This is a genomic window from Shimia sp. R10_1 (assembly GCF_017744095.1).
Classification (GTDB): Bacteria; Pseudomonadota; Alphaproteobacteria; order Rhodobacterales; family Rhodobacteraceae; genus Shimia.
Map to the genome: position 1 here is coordinate 15,811 of NZ_JAGHQX010000017.1, position 15,971 is coordinate 31,781.

Annotated in this window: 14 protein-coding genes; 4 read left to right on the forward strand and 10 right to left on the reverse strand. The window is 55.6% G+C overall.

Going from position 1 to position 15,971, the window contains the following annotated elements:
* Nucleotides 1-92: 92 nt before the first annotated feature.
* Both J7413_RS19525 and J7413_RS19530 read left to right on the forward strand, forming a co-directional pair.
* Nucleotides 93-308: a hypothetical protein gene (locus J7413_RS19525; protein WP_209101423.1), complete on the forward strand. Its 216-nt coding sequence runs from the start codon at nucleotides 93-95 to the stop codon at nucleotides 306-308.
* An 11-nt stretch (nucleotides 309-319) separates the two neighbouring features.
* Nucleotides 320-1,783: a multicopper oxidase domain-containing protein gene (locus J7413_RS19530; RefSeq protein WP_209101426.1), complete on the forward strand. Its 1,464-nt coding sequence runs from the start codon at nucleotides 320-322 to the stop codon at nucleotides 1,781-1,783.
* A 182-nt stretch (nucleotides 1,784-1,965) separates the two neighbouring features.
* On the opposite strand, the gene iolB is transcribed toward J7413_RS19530, so the two are convergent.
* The 8 genes from iolB to J7413_RS19570 all read right to left on the reverse strand — a co-directional run bounded on the left by iolB (nucleotide 1,966) and on the right by J7413_RS19570 (nucleotide 11,372).
* Nucleotides 1,966-2,772: a 5-deoxy-glucuronate isomerase gene (gene iolB / locus J7413_RS19535; RefSeq protein ID WP_209101429.1), complete on the reverse strand. Its 807-nt coding sequence runs from the start codon at nucleotides 2,770-2,772 to the stop codon at nucleotides 1,966-1,968.
* On the reverse strand, nucleotides 2,769-3,668 hold the full coding sequence (iolE, locus tag J7413_RS19540; protein WP_209101431.1) for a myo-inosose-2 dehydratase: 900 nt from the start codon (nucleotides 3,666-3,668) through the stop codon (nucleotides 2,769-2,771). Before iolE ends, iolB begins: the two co-directional genes overlap by 4 nt.
* Nucleotides 3,669-3,678: 10 nt before the next feature.
* A complete protein-coding gene (iolD, locus tag J7413_RS19545) occupies nucleotides 3,679-5,520 on the reverse strand; it encodes a 3D-(3,5/4)-trihydroxycyclohexane-1,2-dione acylhydrolase (decyclizing) (protein WP_209101434.1) in 1,842 nt (613 codons plus the stop codon).
* Nucleotides 5,517-7,430, reverse strand: a complete 1,914-nt coding sequence (gene iolC, locus J7413_RS19550) for a 5-dehydro-2-deoxygluconokinase (RefSeq protein WP_209101437.1) — start codon at nucleotides 7,428-7,430, stop codon at nucleotides 5,517-5,519. The genes iolD and iolC overlap by 4 nt, the downstream gene beginning before the upstream one ends.
* 10 nt (nucleotides 7,431-7,440) lie before the next feature.
* A complete protein-coding gene (locus J7413_RS19555; protein WP_209101439.1) occupies nucleotides 7,441-8,259 on the reverse strand; it encodes an ATP-binding cassette domain-containing protein in 819 nt (272 codons plus the stop codon).
* A 12-nt stretch (nucleotides 8,260-8,271) separates the two neighbouring features.
* On the reverse strand, nucleotides 8,272-9,393 hold the full coding sequence (locus J7413_RS19560; RefSeq protein WP_209101442.1) for an ABC transporter permease: 1,122 nt from the start codon (nucleotides 9,391-9,393) through the stop codon (nucleotides 8,272-8,274).
* 93 nt (nucleotides 9,394-9,486) lie between these two features.
* The gene (locus J7413_RS19565; RefSeq protein WP_209101444.1) at nucleotides 9,487-10,428 is read right to left on the reverse strand and encodes a sugar ABC transporter substrate-binding protein; all 942 of its coding nucleotides are present in this window, start codon (nucleotides 10,426-10,428) and stop codon (nucleotides 9,487-9,489) included.
* 128 nt (nucleotides 10,429-10,556) lie between these two features.
* Nucleotides 10,557-11,372 carry a MurR/RpiR family transcriptional regulator gene (locus J7413_RS19570; RefSeq protein ID WP_209101447.1) on the reverse strand — a complete coding sequence of 272 codons (816 nt, stop codon included), beginning with the start codon at nucleotides 11,370-11,372 and terminating at the stop codon, nucleotides 10,557-10,559.
* Between the two features lie 88 nt (nucleotides 11,373-11,460).
* Between J7413_RS19570 and J7413_RS19575 the strand changes: the two genes are divergently transcribed.
* Together J7413_RS19575 and iolG are read left to right on the forward strand one after the other, a co-directional pair.
* Nucleotides 11,461-12,588, forward strand: a complete 1,128-nt coding sequence (locus J7413_RS19575) for a Gfo/Idh/MocA family oxidoreductase (RefSeq protein ID WP_209101450.1) — start codon at nucleotides 11,461-11,463, stop codon at nucleotides 12,586-12,588.
* A gap of 6 nt (nucleotides 12,589-12,594) precedes the next feature.
* Nucleotides 12,595-13,584 carry an inositol 2-dehydrogenase gene (iolG, locus tag J7413_RS19580; RefSeq protein WP_209101453.1) on the forward strand — a complete coding sequence of 330 codons (990 nt, stop codon included), beginning with the start codon at nucleotides 12,595-12,597 and terminating at the stop codon, nucleotides 13,582-13,584.
* Nucleotides 13,585-13,645: 61 nt separating this feature from the next.
* Here iolG and J7413_RS19585 read toward each other — a convergent pair whose 3' ends face one another.
* Together J7413_RS19585 and J7413_RS19590 are read right to left on the reverse strand one after the other, a co-directional pair.
* On the reverse strand, nucleotides 13,646-14,950 hold the full coding sequence (locus tag J7413_RS19585; protein WP_209101456.1) for a hypothetical protein: 1,305 nt from the start codon (nucleotides 14,948-14,950) through the stop codon (nucleotides 13,646-13,648).
* Nucleotides 14,947-15,960 (reverse strand): hypothetical protein, encoded by a 1,014-nt coding sequence (locus J7413_RS19590; RefSeq protein ID WP_209101459.1) that lies wholly within the window; start codon nucleotides 15,958-15,960, stop codon nucleotides 14,947-14,949. Before J7413_RS19590 ends, J7413_RS19585 begins: the two co-directional genes overlap by 4 nt.
* Between the last annotated feature and the right edge of the window lie 11 nt (nucleotides 15,961-15,971).

Genomic DNA, 15,971 nt, shown 5'->3' on the forward strand with positions numbered 1-15,971 from the left:
CAAACATACAGTTTTGTAAAGTTTCCGACAGGCACCTGCCAAACGCGCGCCCCATCTCAATACAAACGATAGCCACCGCAGGAGAACACCTCATGACACGCATCAAATCAATCCTATGTTCGGCATTTGGGATCCTTCTGACCTGTGCGGCCATTGGCTTGTTTGCAACAATCGGATTTACCATTCTAGGTATTTTCGCGGTTGCAGCCCTCGTATGTGTCAACACCGGTCTTTTGCGATTGGCTTATGATCACCTGCGTACACAAGAAAACCGGTTTTCGTTTTCCACATCCCGCGACAGCGCATAAGGAAGACTTGCATGCTCATCAATAGACGCACATTCTTGGCCGGTTCCGCAGCAAGTCTCGGGCTAACAAACCTTGCAATGGCTCAAAGCCCCAAACGCGCTCTGCCGATCATCCCACTCACGGACCTCACAAATGGCATCAGTCGGCGACTGTCTCTCAATCTGCAAAACGCTGCACATGACTTTGGCACAGGTGTTTCAAGCCAAACCTACGGCATCAACAACAGCTACCTTGGCCCTGTTTTGCGCGTCAAACAGGGCCAAACTCTGCCATTCGATATCAGCAACAATATTGGGGATATCACCACCCTCCATTGGCATGGGCTACATATCCCCGGAGCCGTGGACGGCGGCCCACACCAAGAAATTGCCCATGGTGAAGTCTGGTCTCCGGACGTACCCATCCGGCAACGCGCGTCGATGAATTGGTTCCATTCACACACCCACGGCAAGACCGCGCAGCAAACCCACAAGGGTCTCGCAGGTGTCTTACTCGTCGAAGATGAAGCCAGCCTAGATGCAGACTTGCCCAAAACATATGGCGTTGATGATTTCACGCTTGTGCTTCAAGACAAAAGTTTCAACTCAAAAGGACAGATGGCCTACAATCTCTCCGAAGAGGTGTTTGAAGACGGATTCCTCGGAGACACATTTGTCGTAAACGGGGCAATTGCTCCGCTCACACAAGGCCTGCCAAGAGGGCTCGTGCGGTTGCGTATTCTCAACGCATGTAACGCCCGCTTCCTCGAGCTGTCCATGCAAACGGGCGCTATGACAGTCATCGCCTCAGATGGTGGTTTCCTGGCTTCTCCCGTTGAGGTCAGCAGCATTCTCATGTCGCCAGGGGAGCGGTACGAAGTACTTCTGGATACCAGGGTCGCTGCGACAAACACACTTAACGTGACATCTGAGGCAGAGGGATTTTTCGCCGATCTCTTAGGGCGCGACAAAACCACATCATTGATTGAGTTTTCAACCACAGCCACAGAGGGGTTTTCTGGCGCGATGCCAACCCATCTCGCCAATCTGGAACCCCCTCGCGCCTCAGATGTGAAGCGGACGCGCGACTTCCAGCTGAACATGGACATGGGCGAAGACTTGGCCGCACTGGCGATCGCGTGGGACAATTTTTGTGGCGATGCAGGGGCAATGGGCATCAATGGACAGCCCATGAAAATGGATCGGATCGATGAAAAAGTCGCCAAAGGTGTCCCCGAAATCTGGCGCATTTCTGTTGATGATCAACTGCATCCTTTCCATATTCACGGCTGCTCATTCCGCATTCTCCGCCAAAACGGCACCCCTCCGCCTGCATATGCAGAGGGTTGGAAAGACATGGTGCATGTCGAAGAAGGTTGGTCAGAGGTTTTGGTGAGTTTTGACCATGCGGCGCCTGAAGATGCGCCTTATATGTATCATTGTCACATTCTCGAACACGAGGATTGCGGAATGATGGGGCAATTCACGGTAAGTTAAACCCCTTTCCGTGCCCGCAAATGAAGGCTTTGACATGCGCCGCACGTATGCGGCATGCCCCCACCAAAAAAAAGCAAAGCCATGCTGGCCACGACATCTTAGGATGTGTCAGCCGCATGGCTTTGCCGGGTATCAAGCCCCAAAGGGTCGAGCAGACGCAATTCTGAGCCCGCTCTCAAACCTCACGCGTCGCGTTCCATGATCCACTCAACCTCAGGTGCCGCAACAAAGCGCCACTTGCGCAACGGGCCTGCCATCACGTTAAGGTAGTACATTTCAAACCCATACGGTGCGCCGCAAGGATGATGGCCACGCGGCACCAAAACCACATCCCCATCACTGACTGCCATTGTTTCATCCAGCTGCCCGTCATCGGTATACACACGCTGGATCCCAAACCCATCCGCTGGGTTCAAGCGATGATAGTATGTTTCTTCCAGGTAAGTGATCCGCGGATAGTCGTCTTCATCATGACGATGACTTGGGAACGACGACCAATGACCTGCGGGCGTGAAAACCTCCGTCACCAACAGACTGTCGGCGTAGTCTTCCGCCTCCATCGCGATATTATTGATATACCGCGTATTGGTCCCCTTGCCTCGCTCGGTCAGCTGAATGCCGTCAGGACCAATGCGGCGTGCCTCATGGCCGGATTTCCCCGGTGCGGTGCAAACGGCAATGGTACAGTCGGTTTCCGCGACAGCCTTCCAGTCGGAATCATTTGGAACATAAAGACAATGCGGCGGTGTCTTTTCGAAAACACTCATCCGGTCGCCCAGAACACCCCAGTCCTGCCCCGCCGCATGAATCGCCGCTTTGCCTTCCACCATCACCAGAATGACCTCACGATCACCGGTGAGTTCTTCAGCCGTTTCGCCAGAGCGCAATTTATAGAGCCCAAACCCAACATACCGCCACCCTGCGCTGGCGGGCGTGATGTCGTGAACTTTGCCGTGCTCGCCAAACGGCTTACGTTGAAGATTTGTCATGTCAGGCCCACCTGCGCAGAAATGTCTTTCAGAGTCTTAAGACCCAGTGACTGATATTCAAACGGCACACGTACTTCTGGATCTTGTTCTGCTTCGATCACAATCCAGCCTTCGTATGCTTCTCTTTTCAAGGTGCTCAGCAGCTGAGCAAAGTCAATGCCGCCCTCGCTGTCGCCCGGCACCGTAAAGACGCCTGCGCGCACACCATCCATGAAAGACAGGTCTTTTTCCCGCACCTCTTTCATCACATCGGGGCGCACGTTTTTGGCGTGGAAGTGGCGCATCCGACTGGCATGTTTTGCCAGAATTGGCGCTGGGTCCTGTCCGTTGCTGCCAAAATAGGCATGCCCGGCATCAAACAGCAGCTTGGTCGCTGGACCGGTCGCGTCCATGAACGCGTCAATCTCATCAGGCGTTTCAACCACGGTCCCCATATGGTGGTGATACACCAGATCAATGCCTTGGTCGGCGCAGTATTGGGCAATCTCTTCCACCTTGGCGCCAAAGGCTTTCATCTCCTCGGCACTCAACACCGGCGCGGTGTTGACCGGGACATCCAGCCCTTGAACAGAGTTGGAGGTTTCGCAAACAATCGCAACCTTGCAGCCGTTGTGCTTCAGCTTGTCGAGATGTGGCTGGATCGCCGCCTTTTCATCCTCAACCGACTGCACCAGGAGGTTGAGAGAGTGCCAGCCGGACACAAACTTCAAGCCGTGGCCGCCAAGCAGCTGTTTGAGCGCTTCCGGATCATCCTGTGGCCAACGATGGCCGTTTTCAATCCCGTCAAATCCAATTTCACCCGCTTCACGCAGGATTTGTTCGGTGGGGATATGCGCGCCTAGGGTCTGGTCGTCGTCATTTGCCCAAGCGATAGGGTTGGTGCCAAAAAGGATCATATGTCTTGCCTCAATTCACAAGGTTTTGGTCTGCCATCGCCGCTTCATACGCGGCGCGCGCCTGTTGCAATTTCTCGCTTTGCGCCACCTCGGGCACAGCCACATCCCACCAGAAACCACCTCCAGCTTCGCCGGGGCCTTGCATCGGGTCGGTGTCAATCACGATCACCGTTGGGATGTCACGAGATTTTGCCTCAACAATCTTGGCTTCCAGATCGGCGATGCTCTCCGCTTTGACAGCATGCGCCCCCATGGACGCCGCGTGTGCGACATAGTCAATTTCAGGCTGCACTTCGATATTGCAGTCCGCATAAAGGTTGTTGAAACGCTCATTGCCAGTATGCATCTGCAGGCGATTGATACAGCCGTAGCCACGGTTGTCTGTCAGTACAACGGTGAATGGGACACGCCGCATCACGGCGGTGGCCAATTCAGAGTTCGCCATCATGTAGGAGCCATCCCCCACAAAGCACACCACATCCCGCTCAGGCTGCGCCAGCTTCAGGCCCATCGCACCGGCAATTTCATAGCCCATGCAGCTGAAACCATATTCCATGTGATAGCCACCCTGAGAGGGTTGCCAAAGCAGTTTCAACGCACCCGGCATTGTGCCTGCGGCACACATGGCAACTGTGCTGGTATCAGAGGTACGCTGCACCGCTCCAATGACTTCCGCATCCAGCGGGCGATACCCTGCCCCACCATTGCGATCGGCACAGTGGCGATCAACAGCGGCCAACCAGTCCAAGCGAGACTGCGCATCAAAAGCATCCGCCCGATGATCCGCAAGCTTCTCAGAAAGAGCCGTAAGCACGACTTTGGCATCGCCAACAACCGCAACGGCACCATGTTTGTCGGCGTCATAGCCATGCACGTTCACAGAGACCAATTTGCGCGCGGGATTCTGGAACAAGGCCCAGCTCCCGGTGGTGAAATCCTGAAAACGCGTGCCAACGCCAATCACCAGATCTGCGTCAACCGACAGCGCGTTTGCTGCGGCCGATCCATCAACACCGGAGGCGCCGAAATTCATTTCATGTGACTGCGCCAGCGCAGATTTGCCGGCCTGTGTTTCAATCACTGGGATGCCATGCTTGGTGGCAAACGCCGCGAGCGTTTCCTCGGCCCCAGAATAAATCACACCGCCGCCACACAGAAGAACTGGGTTTTTGGCGGCTTTGATCAGATCGGTCACCTCTTGCAACTCACGTGCATCCGGTTCCGGACGGCGAATGTGCCAGGTGCGCGGCTCAAAGAACGCGACAGGATAGTCATAGGCTTCCGCCTGCACATCCTGACAGAACGACAGGGTAACAGGCCCACAATTTGCCGGATCCGTCATCGTGCGCAACGCACGTGGCAGGGCCGTCAACAGCTGTTCTGGGCGCGTAATCCGATCAAAGTATCGGCTGACAGGGCGGAAACAGTCGTTGGCAGACACCGTTCCGTCATCAAAATCCTCAATCTGCTGCAACACAGGATCCGGGCGCCGATTGGCAAACACATCTCCGGGAATAAACAGCACGGGCAACCGGTTGACATGCGCCAAAGCGGCAGCTGTGACCATGTTGGTTGCGCCCGGGCCGATCGAACTGGTAACGGCCTGCACACGGCGGCGTTTGTGCGCCTTGGCGTAGGCGATGGCCGTATGCGCCATGGTTTGCTCGTTTTGGCCGCGCCAGGTTGGGAAGTCCTCGCCAGCAGCATGCAGCGCTTCCCCCAGCCCAGCAACGTTTCCATGTCCAAAAATACCCCAGGCGCCTTCAACAAAACGCTCGCCCTCAGGCGTCATCTGCACCGAGAGCCATTTCACCATGGCTTGCGCGGCTGTTAGTCGAACTGTCTGTGTCATTCTGCCTCTCCAATCGCCTCTGCGCGTGCCTGATCCCATACGCCAGCCAAACGGCGGAACTTGGTCGTCATATCAGAAACCGCATCTGCGTCAGTCATGTCTCCACGCATCCATGCACGCGCAGCGTCCCCAAAAATGGTTCTGCCCACAGCAAAGCCTTTGACCAGATCATAGCTGGCTGCAAGCCGGAAACTGGCCGCCAACTCTGTCTCAGGGGCGTCTAGCCCCAGAACCACGATGCCACGCGTGTGGGCATCATTTCGGGTGATTGCAGCAACAGCTTTGCCCCAGGCGGCATCAGATGTCAGCGGCTCCAGCTTCCACCAATCCGGGAACACACCAAGGTCATAGAAATGCTGGATCACAGTGGCAGTTGTGTCCTCGTCAACCGAGCCCACTTTGGAGGGGATAACTTCCAGTAGAAACTCCAGGTTGTTGCGACGCGCCGCTTCATACAGGCGCACAACGGTTGCGTCCTGCTTGGCCCAAGTGTCCGCGTCGTCATCCGGGTGGCAGAAACACAGAACTTTCACCACATTCTCACGTGCCCAGGCTTTCAGTCCGCCATAGTCGCTGCCCAGCTCAGGCTCCAACGTTAGCGGGCGAGACCCAGGCCATTCTGTTGGGCGACCAATCCACAATCCAGACCCGCTCGCTTTGTGAAGCGCGGCTTTACCAATCCGATTGTCACACAAAATGCCGTAACCAGATTGCCCGTTTTGCACGTTCTGCGCCGCCTCAAGGCACAGTTCTTTGAACTTGCCCCCCTTCTCCAGCGTGTACCCAGGCATCTCTTCAAGTTGGATGCGATGATCAAAGGCAAACACCCGCATGGTTGACCAGTCACCCTTGCGATTGGTCGACCAATGGATCTGCTCAAGGGCTTTGTCGTTGCGCAGATCGGGCTGAACGACACCACGTTTCAGGAAGAACGCCAGTTCTTCTTCGGAAGGATATGCAGGTGTGCAACCATGGCGACTGACCGCCAGCGCGCCACAGGCATTGGCATAGGTCAGTGCAGTCGGCCAATCGGCCTCTTCCATCCAACCTTTCAACAGGCCGGACATAAACCCATCGCCTGCGCCCAGAACGTTGTAGACTTCGATAGGAAAGCCTGGGCCGGTCTGACCATGATCAAGGCTGTCAGGAATATCGCCTTCAAAGGCGACAGCCCCCATTGGCCCGCGCTTGCACACCAATGTCGCGTCCGAAACAGAACGCACAGCCCGCAGGGCCTCAATCGTGTCTGTGGACCCGCCAGCGATGTGGAATTCTTCCTCAGTGCCGACAATCAGGTCAAAATGATGCAGCGTGGCTTGCAACTTGGCCGTGACAGCTGCGCTTTCGACAAAGCGGCTTTCGCCATCGCCATGCCCGGCGACGCCCCAAAGGTTAGGACGGTAGTCAATGTCCAGCGCCGTGCGGCCGCCATGTTTTTTGGCCAGCGTCAATGCCTTGAGCACCGCCGCCTCTGTATTGGTGTGCGACAGGTGCGTGCCCGTCGCCACCACAGCACGACTGTCCGCGATCAGCGCTTCGTCAATGTCACTTTCAGACAGCGCCATATCGGCACAGTTCTCTCGATAGAAGATAAGCGGGAACTGTTCTTCGTCGCGGATGCCAAGGATCACAAGCGCCGTAAGCCGCTCTGGATCCGTGGCAACACCGCGCACATCCACACCTTCACGGATCAGCTCTTCACGAATGAAGCGCCCCATGTGCTCATCCCCAACCCGGCTGATCAAACCGGATTTCAAGCCAAGACGCGCAGTGCCTGCGGCAATGTTGGTCGGGGATCCGCCAATGTATTTTTCAAAGGATCCCATGTCTTCCAAACGGCCACCGATCTGGCTGCCGTAAAGATCCACACCCGCGCGACCAATGGTGATGATATCGAGAGATTTCTGCATTTTCATGTCCTTAGACGGTACCGCCGAGGCTGCCTTCAAGTGTTGCAAGTTCCTGGCCACCGGCCATCAAATCTTGCAGCTCTTCTTGGGTGATCTCGCCACGCTTGGCGGTGCCAAGTGTCTGGCCACGGTTCAATACTGTGAACCGGTCGCCAACTGCCATGGCGTGACGCACATTGTGGGTGATGAACACAACGCCGATCCCTTGCTTGCGCACCTTATCAATGGTGGCCAGAACATTGGCAGTCTGGCGCACACCAAGGGCCGAAGTAGGTTCGTCCAGGATCAGCACCTTCGCACCAAAATGCACAGCGCGCGCAATCGCCACGGTCTGACGTTCACCACCTGACAATGTCCCAACCGCCTGATCGGGGCCACGCAGGTTGATGCCCATCTTGCGCATCTCTTCCATCGTAATTTTATTGGCATAGTCGTGATCAAAGAACGGAATGCCCGCAACTTTCTTCACCGGCTCATTGCCCATGAAAAAGTTCCGACTGACTGACATAAGCGGGATCATGGCCAGATGCTGGTGCACCGTAGCAATGCCTGCTGCAATCGCATCACGCGGATCTTCAAAACTCATCGGGCGCCCTTCAAACAGGATCTCCCCAGAGGTGGGCTTGTGCACCCCAGACATCGTTTTGATGAAGGTCGATTTGCCGGCGCCGTTGTCCCCCAACAGGCAATGGCATTCGCCCGGGTAAACATTCACAGACACACCCGCCAGCGCAATCACTGACCCAAAGTGTTTCTGGATGCCTTTCATCTCGATGAGCGGCTTGCTTGGTGCCGGATCACCGTGGTGGAATGTGGTATCTTCAGTCATCTCAATTCCCCCTTAGCGTTCGCCAGTGATCATACGACGGATGTAGGTGTTCAAAATCACTGCAGCCAGCAGGATCACTCCAAGGAACACCCGGAACAGTGAGCTTTCTACACCTGCAAAAAACAGGCCCTGCTGCACCACACCAAAAATCAAAGCACCCAGCGCCGCTCCCAGAACGGAGCCATAGCCACCGGTCAGCAAGGCGCCACCGATAACAACTGCAATGATCGCTTCAAATTCTTTCAACAATCCGCGGTCAGACCCCGCAGAGCCGAATTCCATCACCTGACAGGTGGCAAAAACCGTCGCGCAGAAAGCTGTGAACATGAACATCGAAATTTTGACCCGGTTCACCGGCACACCTGAGTTGCGCGCAGCTTCCGCATCGCCACCAGCGGCAAAGATCCAGTTGCCAAACTTTGTTTTGGTCAGCAGCACATGGCCAAACACCACAAGCACCAGCGCCCAGACGATCAGCATTGGCACACCGTCCACAACAGGCTGGCCTTCGCGTGACCCACGAGAGAAGGTCTCAATCAGCCCCATGTCTCCGAGCCAGGAGAAGAAGCCAGTCAGAATTTTGCCGCCAAACAAGGCTGCAAGCCAGTCACCTTCCGCAGCATCTTTGATGCCACCGATGATGGTCTTGCGCTCGATCGTTTGAGGGAAATAGATTGTGAAACCGCGCAGGATGAACAGAAATGCCAGCGTCACAATAAAACTGGGCAACCCGGTTCTGATCACGATGAACCCGTTGAGCGCCCCGAGGGCCACACAGACAATGAATGTCGTGATGATGGCCATCCAGACCGGCCACCCCAATGTCACTGCAAGAATTGCAATCATCATTCCGGCAAAGCCGATCATTGAGCCAACCGAAAGGTCAAATTCGCCCGCGATCATCAGCAGGCAGGCGCCGACAGCAATGATCATGAACTGGGCGGAAACCTGACTCCAGTTCAGCACCCCTTTCGAGGTGAACATTCCGCTGTCAAAAGCAAACAGCGCAAAGAAGACAAAAACAGCGACTGTTCCGACGATCCCACCCAGCTCTGGGCGGATCAGCGCTTCGCGAAACTTAGAACGGGATTTGATCCGTTCATCCGTCGCGGGTTGTGTTGGTGCATTGGACATGGGGTGCCTCACGGGTCCTTTTCGAGGTTCGTCAGGATTTTAGACAGAAAAAGGGTGGCCAAATTGCTCCGGCCACCCCGTGGGAGGAAACTGTTAGCGATATTCGCCAGCGAATTTTTCAACCATTTCCAGGCCATCCGCAGTTACGAAGCCGGGGCCAGAGTTGATGTTGTTGCCGGGCAGAACGCCAAAGCGGTGGTAGTTGGTCATGACAACAACCGGCAGGTACGCCTGCAGGAATGGCTGCTGGTCAATGCCCCACTTGATGGCGCCAGACTTGATGCCTTTGACGATATCTTCGCCAAGGTCAAACGTGCCAAAGTAGATCTCACCGCTCAGACCGTCTTCTTCCAGCGCCAGCAATGTTGGATCAGCAGACGTTGGGCCCAGCGTCAGAATGGCATCTGTTTCTGGGTTTGCAGACAGGTAGGCCTGAACTTTGTTTTTGATTTCAGATGGGTCTTGCCCAGAGTCGATCATCTGGTTGCCAAGCTCAACACCCAGACCATCAGCAAAGCCTTGGCAACGCTCAGTGGACGCAGGGTTGGAGATGTAGTGGTTCACGCAAAGGAAAGACCCAATGCCGTCGCCCTTGGCACGCAGACCAGCCGCATAACCGGCATCATATTCTGGCTGACCAACATACATCAACGCACCCAGCTCGCGCGCCTGATCAGGGGAGCCGGAGTTCATGATGATCACATCCACACCGGAATCAATCGCCGCCTGAATCGGGCCAGACAGGACATCATAGTCAGCAAGTGTTGTGATGATGCCATTCGGTGCAGACGCCGCAGCTTGCTCGATGATACGTGCCATATCTGCGAGATCACCGGTTGGCGGGTTGCGGTATTCCACCTCAACGTCCATCTGCTCGCCCGCAAGCGCCAGACCGTTTTTGATGGTGTTCCACCAGCTGTCGCTGTCAGGTGCGTGGCTGACAAGAACGTATTTCTCGCCTTCCGCTGCTGCAGGCGCAAGTGCGCCAAGCGTGCAAACAGCTGCAGCCGCAACGGTGGTCAAAAGTTTTTTCATGATGTCCTCCCAATGACATTCACGGGCCGTTGGGCCCATGTAGTAAACGCAGCGCGACTCAAGGTCTCTGGCGCCACAAAATGGAACATACATTCCATTTGATTGGGATTTCAATATTTAATTCTAGATCAGGCGTTTTTCTCCGCACCAATCGAAACCGCCAGCGTGATGGCAAGGCTCAGCGTCGCCGACAACGATCTGAAGGCGCCAAAGTCCACCTCTGAAACACACAACGGCAAAACCCCCTTGAGCTGGATCGGGCTGATCAGTGTATCTGTGATCGCAACAACGGGGATGCCCTGCCCGGCACAATGCGACGCCAGCGCAACCGTATCTTCGGAGTAAGGCGCAAATGTAATGGCAATCAACGCATCACCTTTTCGCACAGAATGCCGCTGACTCAGATTCCCGGTGCCGTCATGCAGCATGGCCGGGATCTGCATTTTCTCAAACGCATATACCAGATAGGACGCAACAGGATAGGCGCGGCGCAGCCCAACAACATGTATCATATTGGCCTTGCTCAGTTGGGCCACTGCAGTGTCCAGGCTGCGAGGATCAACAGAGTTTGTAAGGTTTTCAAGGGACATCCGCCCAGCATCCACAAATTCCGCGAGCAGCGCCGATGGGCTTCCCGCACCACTTTCACGCAAAGCAGTCAATCGGCTTTCATAGTCAGGAAACCCGGTTGAAACAGACTCCTTGAAAAGCTTTTGCATCTCTGAATAGCCGCGAAACCCCATGATTTGGCAAAACCGCATCATCGCCGACGGTTGCACCTGTGCAGCTGTCGCCAACTCCGCAACGGTGCAAAAAGCAATGCGGTCAGAATGCTCCGCCAGATATTCCGCACACTGTCGCATCCGCTTCGGCAAGTTCTCCGACACATCACGCAAACGTTGATGAAACATGTCGACATTTTGCGGCGCAGCGGGGTTTTGCATATTGGCTCCAGTAGATCTTGACAGAATGGCTCCATCCGACGATAGCGCATATAGAATTTTTATTCCATACAATTGGGAGGAATCACGCATGAGCGAGCAACTTGGCATCGGCCTGATTGGCACAGGGTACATGGGCAAAACACATGCTCTGGCGTACCGCAACGTTCAGGCCGTGATGGGGGGCCTCCCCAGCATCCGCCTGAAGACACTATGCGACACCCCGCGCACAAAGGCCGAAGAGATGGCCAGCCAATTCGGGTTTGAGCAAGGCAGCGACGACTGGCGGAGCCTGCTCACCGATCCAGACATCCACATTGTGTCCGTCACCACACCAAATCAGCTGCACAAAGAAATGGCACTGGAGCTGATTGCAGCGGGCAAACATGTCTGGTGCGAAAAACCTATGGCGCTCACACTCGAAGATGCCACCGAAATGGAAGCCGCAGCACGCGCGGCTGGCGTGCGCACCCTGACCGGCTACAATTATGTAAAGAACCCCATTTTCAAACTGGCGCAGGATCTTATAGCCGATGGCGCCATTGGCGCACCGGTGCATTTCCGTGGCTGGGTCGACGAAGATTATCAAGCCGACCCCAACTTGCCCTGGACATGGCGCGCGCGTCTCAAAGATGCTGGCCTTGGCACCTTGGGCGATCTGGGCTGTCATCTTGTCTCAATGGCCTATGGTCTTATGGGCCCCATTGAAAGCCTCATCGGTGATATGCAAACCGTGCACGCGACACGTCCGATGCCCGATGGCTCCGGGCATGGGGACGTGGAAAACGAAGACACCGCAAGCGCTCTGGTGCGTTTTGCCAGTGGGGTGCAGGGGTCCATTTCCACCTCGCGATCCGCCTGGGGACGCAAAAACAGGCTTGCTTTTGAAGTGCACGGCACAAAGGGTATGATCTGTTTCGATCAGGAGCGCATGAATGAGCTTCAGCTTTATGAAAACAGCGGCCCCAAAGCGCAGCAAGGCTTCAAAACCATACTCGCCGGGCCAGAGCACGCCCCCTACGGCAGCTTTTGCCCAGCCGCCGGTCACCAACTTGGCTTCAATGATTTGAAAGTGATCGAAGCTGCGGAACTTCTGAGCGCGATTTCCGAAAACCGCGCCGCCTATCCAGATTTCACCGCAGCACTGGAATTTGAAAAGGTGATCCACGCCATCGCACAAAGCGCGCGCACAGGCACGCGCGTCACCATCGGAGGATAAGTGACCATGACACTACGTATTGCAATTTTGGGAGCCGGGCGGATTGGCCAAGTCCACGCACGTGCGGTTGGCGCAAATCCAAAGGCACAACTTATCGCCGTGATGGATGTCTTTGAAGAAGCTGCAAAAAAACTGGCAGACACCTACGGCGCAGACATTCGCGACATCGAAACGATTGAGACTGCGACCGATATCGATGCGGTGATCATCTGCACCCCCACAGACACACACGCCGATCTTATTGAGCGGTTTGCCAAAGCTGGGAAAGCCATTTTCTGCGAAAAACCGGTGGATCTGAGCGCTGAACGTGTGCGGGCATGCCTCCAAACGGTGACCGAACAAGACGCAAAACTGATGATTGGCTTCAACCGTCGCTTTGATCCACATTTCGGTGCTCTGAAAGCAACGATCGACGCTGGTGACATTGGCACGGTCGAACAGATAACCATCACATCTCGCGATCCGGGTCTGCCACCGCATGAATACATCGGCGTCTCAGGCGGCATCTTCCGCGATATGACAATCCATGATTTTGACATGGCGCGTTTTTTGCTGGGTGAAGAGGTCGTTCAAGTCTATGCCACCGCAGCGGCACTCGTGGATCCCAGCATTCGGGAGCTGGACGATTACGACACCGCAACCGTCGTGCTCACAACCGCATCCGGCAAGCAGGCGACCATCCTAAACTCGCGCCGTGCCACCTATGGCTATGATCAACGTATCGAAGTGCACGGTTCAAACGGAATGGTTCAGGCCGAAAACCAACGCCCTGTCAGCATCGAGGTTGCCACCGCTGACGGCTACACCCGGCCCACCCTGCATGACTTCTTCATGACCCGCTACATTGATGCCTACGCGGCAGAGTTGAATGCCTTCATGGCGGCACTCAATGATGGCGCGGCAATCTCGCCAAACGGGCAAGACGGGCTCGACGCACTGCGCCTGGCGGATGCTGCACTTGAATCCGTGCGCACAGGCAAAGCGATTTCTCTCTAATCGCACAACGGTATATCGTATGGCCGGGAACGTTTTTCTGGCCATACTGTTCCACCACCAGTCAATACACCGAGATCTGCGCAATGCGCGCGCCCTTTGCAGGTGTGACCACAATCTCCACAGGTTGACGGTCTCCAAAAAACGAAAAATTGCTCAACAAATTGGACGCCCGCATATCAACGGGCACAGCGCTCCTGCGCCCCAGATAGACCTTGGATTTTGATCCATTGTCAAACCGCACCTCCATATAGAAGCTCTGCTTGCCAATATCTTCGGCGACCACTTCTATCCCTGAAATGGACACCCCCTCAGCCGGGCGTACAGTCGTGCTTGAGGCCCCAATCATGACTTGAGCGGGCTTCTCATCCACCTCGTCCCGCCGCAACGCGCCCAACAGTTGCCTGAGAAACGAGGGGGAATTGAAACTTTCAGTATATGGTATTTCCCAAACCACCAGCGCATGCTGCTTCTGGTCTAACGCGCCGGACAACACATAGGCCTCGATCGCACCGATCGGCCCGCCACCGGAAACGGAAAAATTCTCCACATCACGATCAAACGCAAACGCAAGCGCGTCGGCGACGCGATAGTGGTCCCGTTTGTACCGATTGGAAAAACTGCTCCCAACCAAGGCAATGGAGGGCGCTTGCAGAGATGTATCCAACAAACCGCCTGCGCGCGACAAGTCAAAGGCGGCAGCGGTCTCTACTTGCACCGACGTGCCGCATGTTGTGCGGACGACGTCAGCAAGGGATCCCTCTTCCTCAATCTGGCCTGCGATCACCAAATCTTGCTCCGCCAGTTTCCCGTCATTCGGGAACAAATCTGGAACGGCGGCGTTGGTCGCCTGAGCCAAAGCCAACGCACTGATTGCAGCCCCTGTGGTGGTCCAATGCGTATCCCTGCGAAAATAAAACGGATTCTGCCGATTTGTATGCGCAAGCGCTTCTTCCGATAAGTTCGGCACGATCGCACCCGCATTGGCCAACTCGCTGATCAAGGCATCAAAAGAAACCTGTGCCGCAGCCACATCATACTGACGGCCACCCATCGCAGCATCAAGCACCTGCTGCCCTGCAATCACAGGGCGCGGCGGTGCCATCAAGATTGCCAAATGTACATCTCGCTTGCCAAACTCCGCAACAATCGCTTGCACCAATTGGCGCGACGTCGATTTCATATCGTAGCGGTCCTTCAATTGATCCTGTGTGAAAATCCACCCGCTGTCTGCGTCGCTATAAACCGGAGCCACTTTGGCGATTTTCTTTGGCAGCATATCTTTGTCCAACAAGGCTTCGCAGTAGGGCGCCGCCTGCGCCGCACCGGCTGCCAAGAATGACGCCATCAAATAGCATAACTGTTTCATGGAAAATCTCTCCTGGTTGTCAAAAATCTCTCAGGGATCTCCCAAACGACGATGGACGGGAGCGAGGAATACGTCGCGCGGTTCTCAAGGAACGCATCCATCGGAACGAAGGGTCCCTGCCCGACACGGCTCACATTCAGAATGTCCAACTGCAGCGCTTGCTTGAGAAACCCCTCAAAGTGAAAGTCTGATTTCGCTGAAAAACTTGTTCCCACCAGCGCAACCGGGATGTTTGCCTCCCCAAACAAGCCGCCCGAGACGGCAACAGTGGTCTCGTAGCGCGCGATCATTTCTGGCGACGGCCCAACCACCTCGCGCAACCGGCCTGTCGCCACAAACGACAGCAAGTCCCCCTCAAAACGGCTCTCCCCCAATGCGACGGTCTGCACATCCACCTGAGGGAGGTCCAGTTCACCCAGCGCCTCCGCAATCGCCTCAGCAGCGCGTTGCGCACCTGCGGGCGACCAATGCGTGTCGGTGCGCATAAAGCTGTCTTCAGGACTCAGCGCAGGGCGCAAATCCACAACAGGCAATCCCAACGCCGAAATGGTTGTCAGCGCACGCGCGTAACGTTGATCAAACCCTTCTGACCGCCCTCGCCGCAAGCGAAAGGTCTGCATTCGGGCTTTGTCAGGCACAACAACAGGAACAAGCGCCATTCCTTCGCGGGCCAAAACATCAGAGACCCGCGCCAACTCCGCCGCGAGGTCGCGCGTCTCAACAGGCTCCTGAAACTCCTCCGCGGTAAAGAGCCAATCCTCCGCACCGGCAACGGCGCCACCCGCAGGTTCCCGAAAGATCAGCCACTTGGCCGCAGCCCAAAGTGCGATCGCGTTTTCATGGGCAGGAATGGATCGCTCAAACCGGGTCTCAAACCCGCGCTGATAGCTGCCATTTGCCCACCCTTGAGTTGGATCATCAATATCAGTGCGGGAAAATGCCGTCACCGAGAGCACCAGCATCAGTGTCGCAATGCCTATGGTGCAAATTGTGTCTGCTTTCACTTGCATGCCCAAGATCC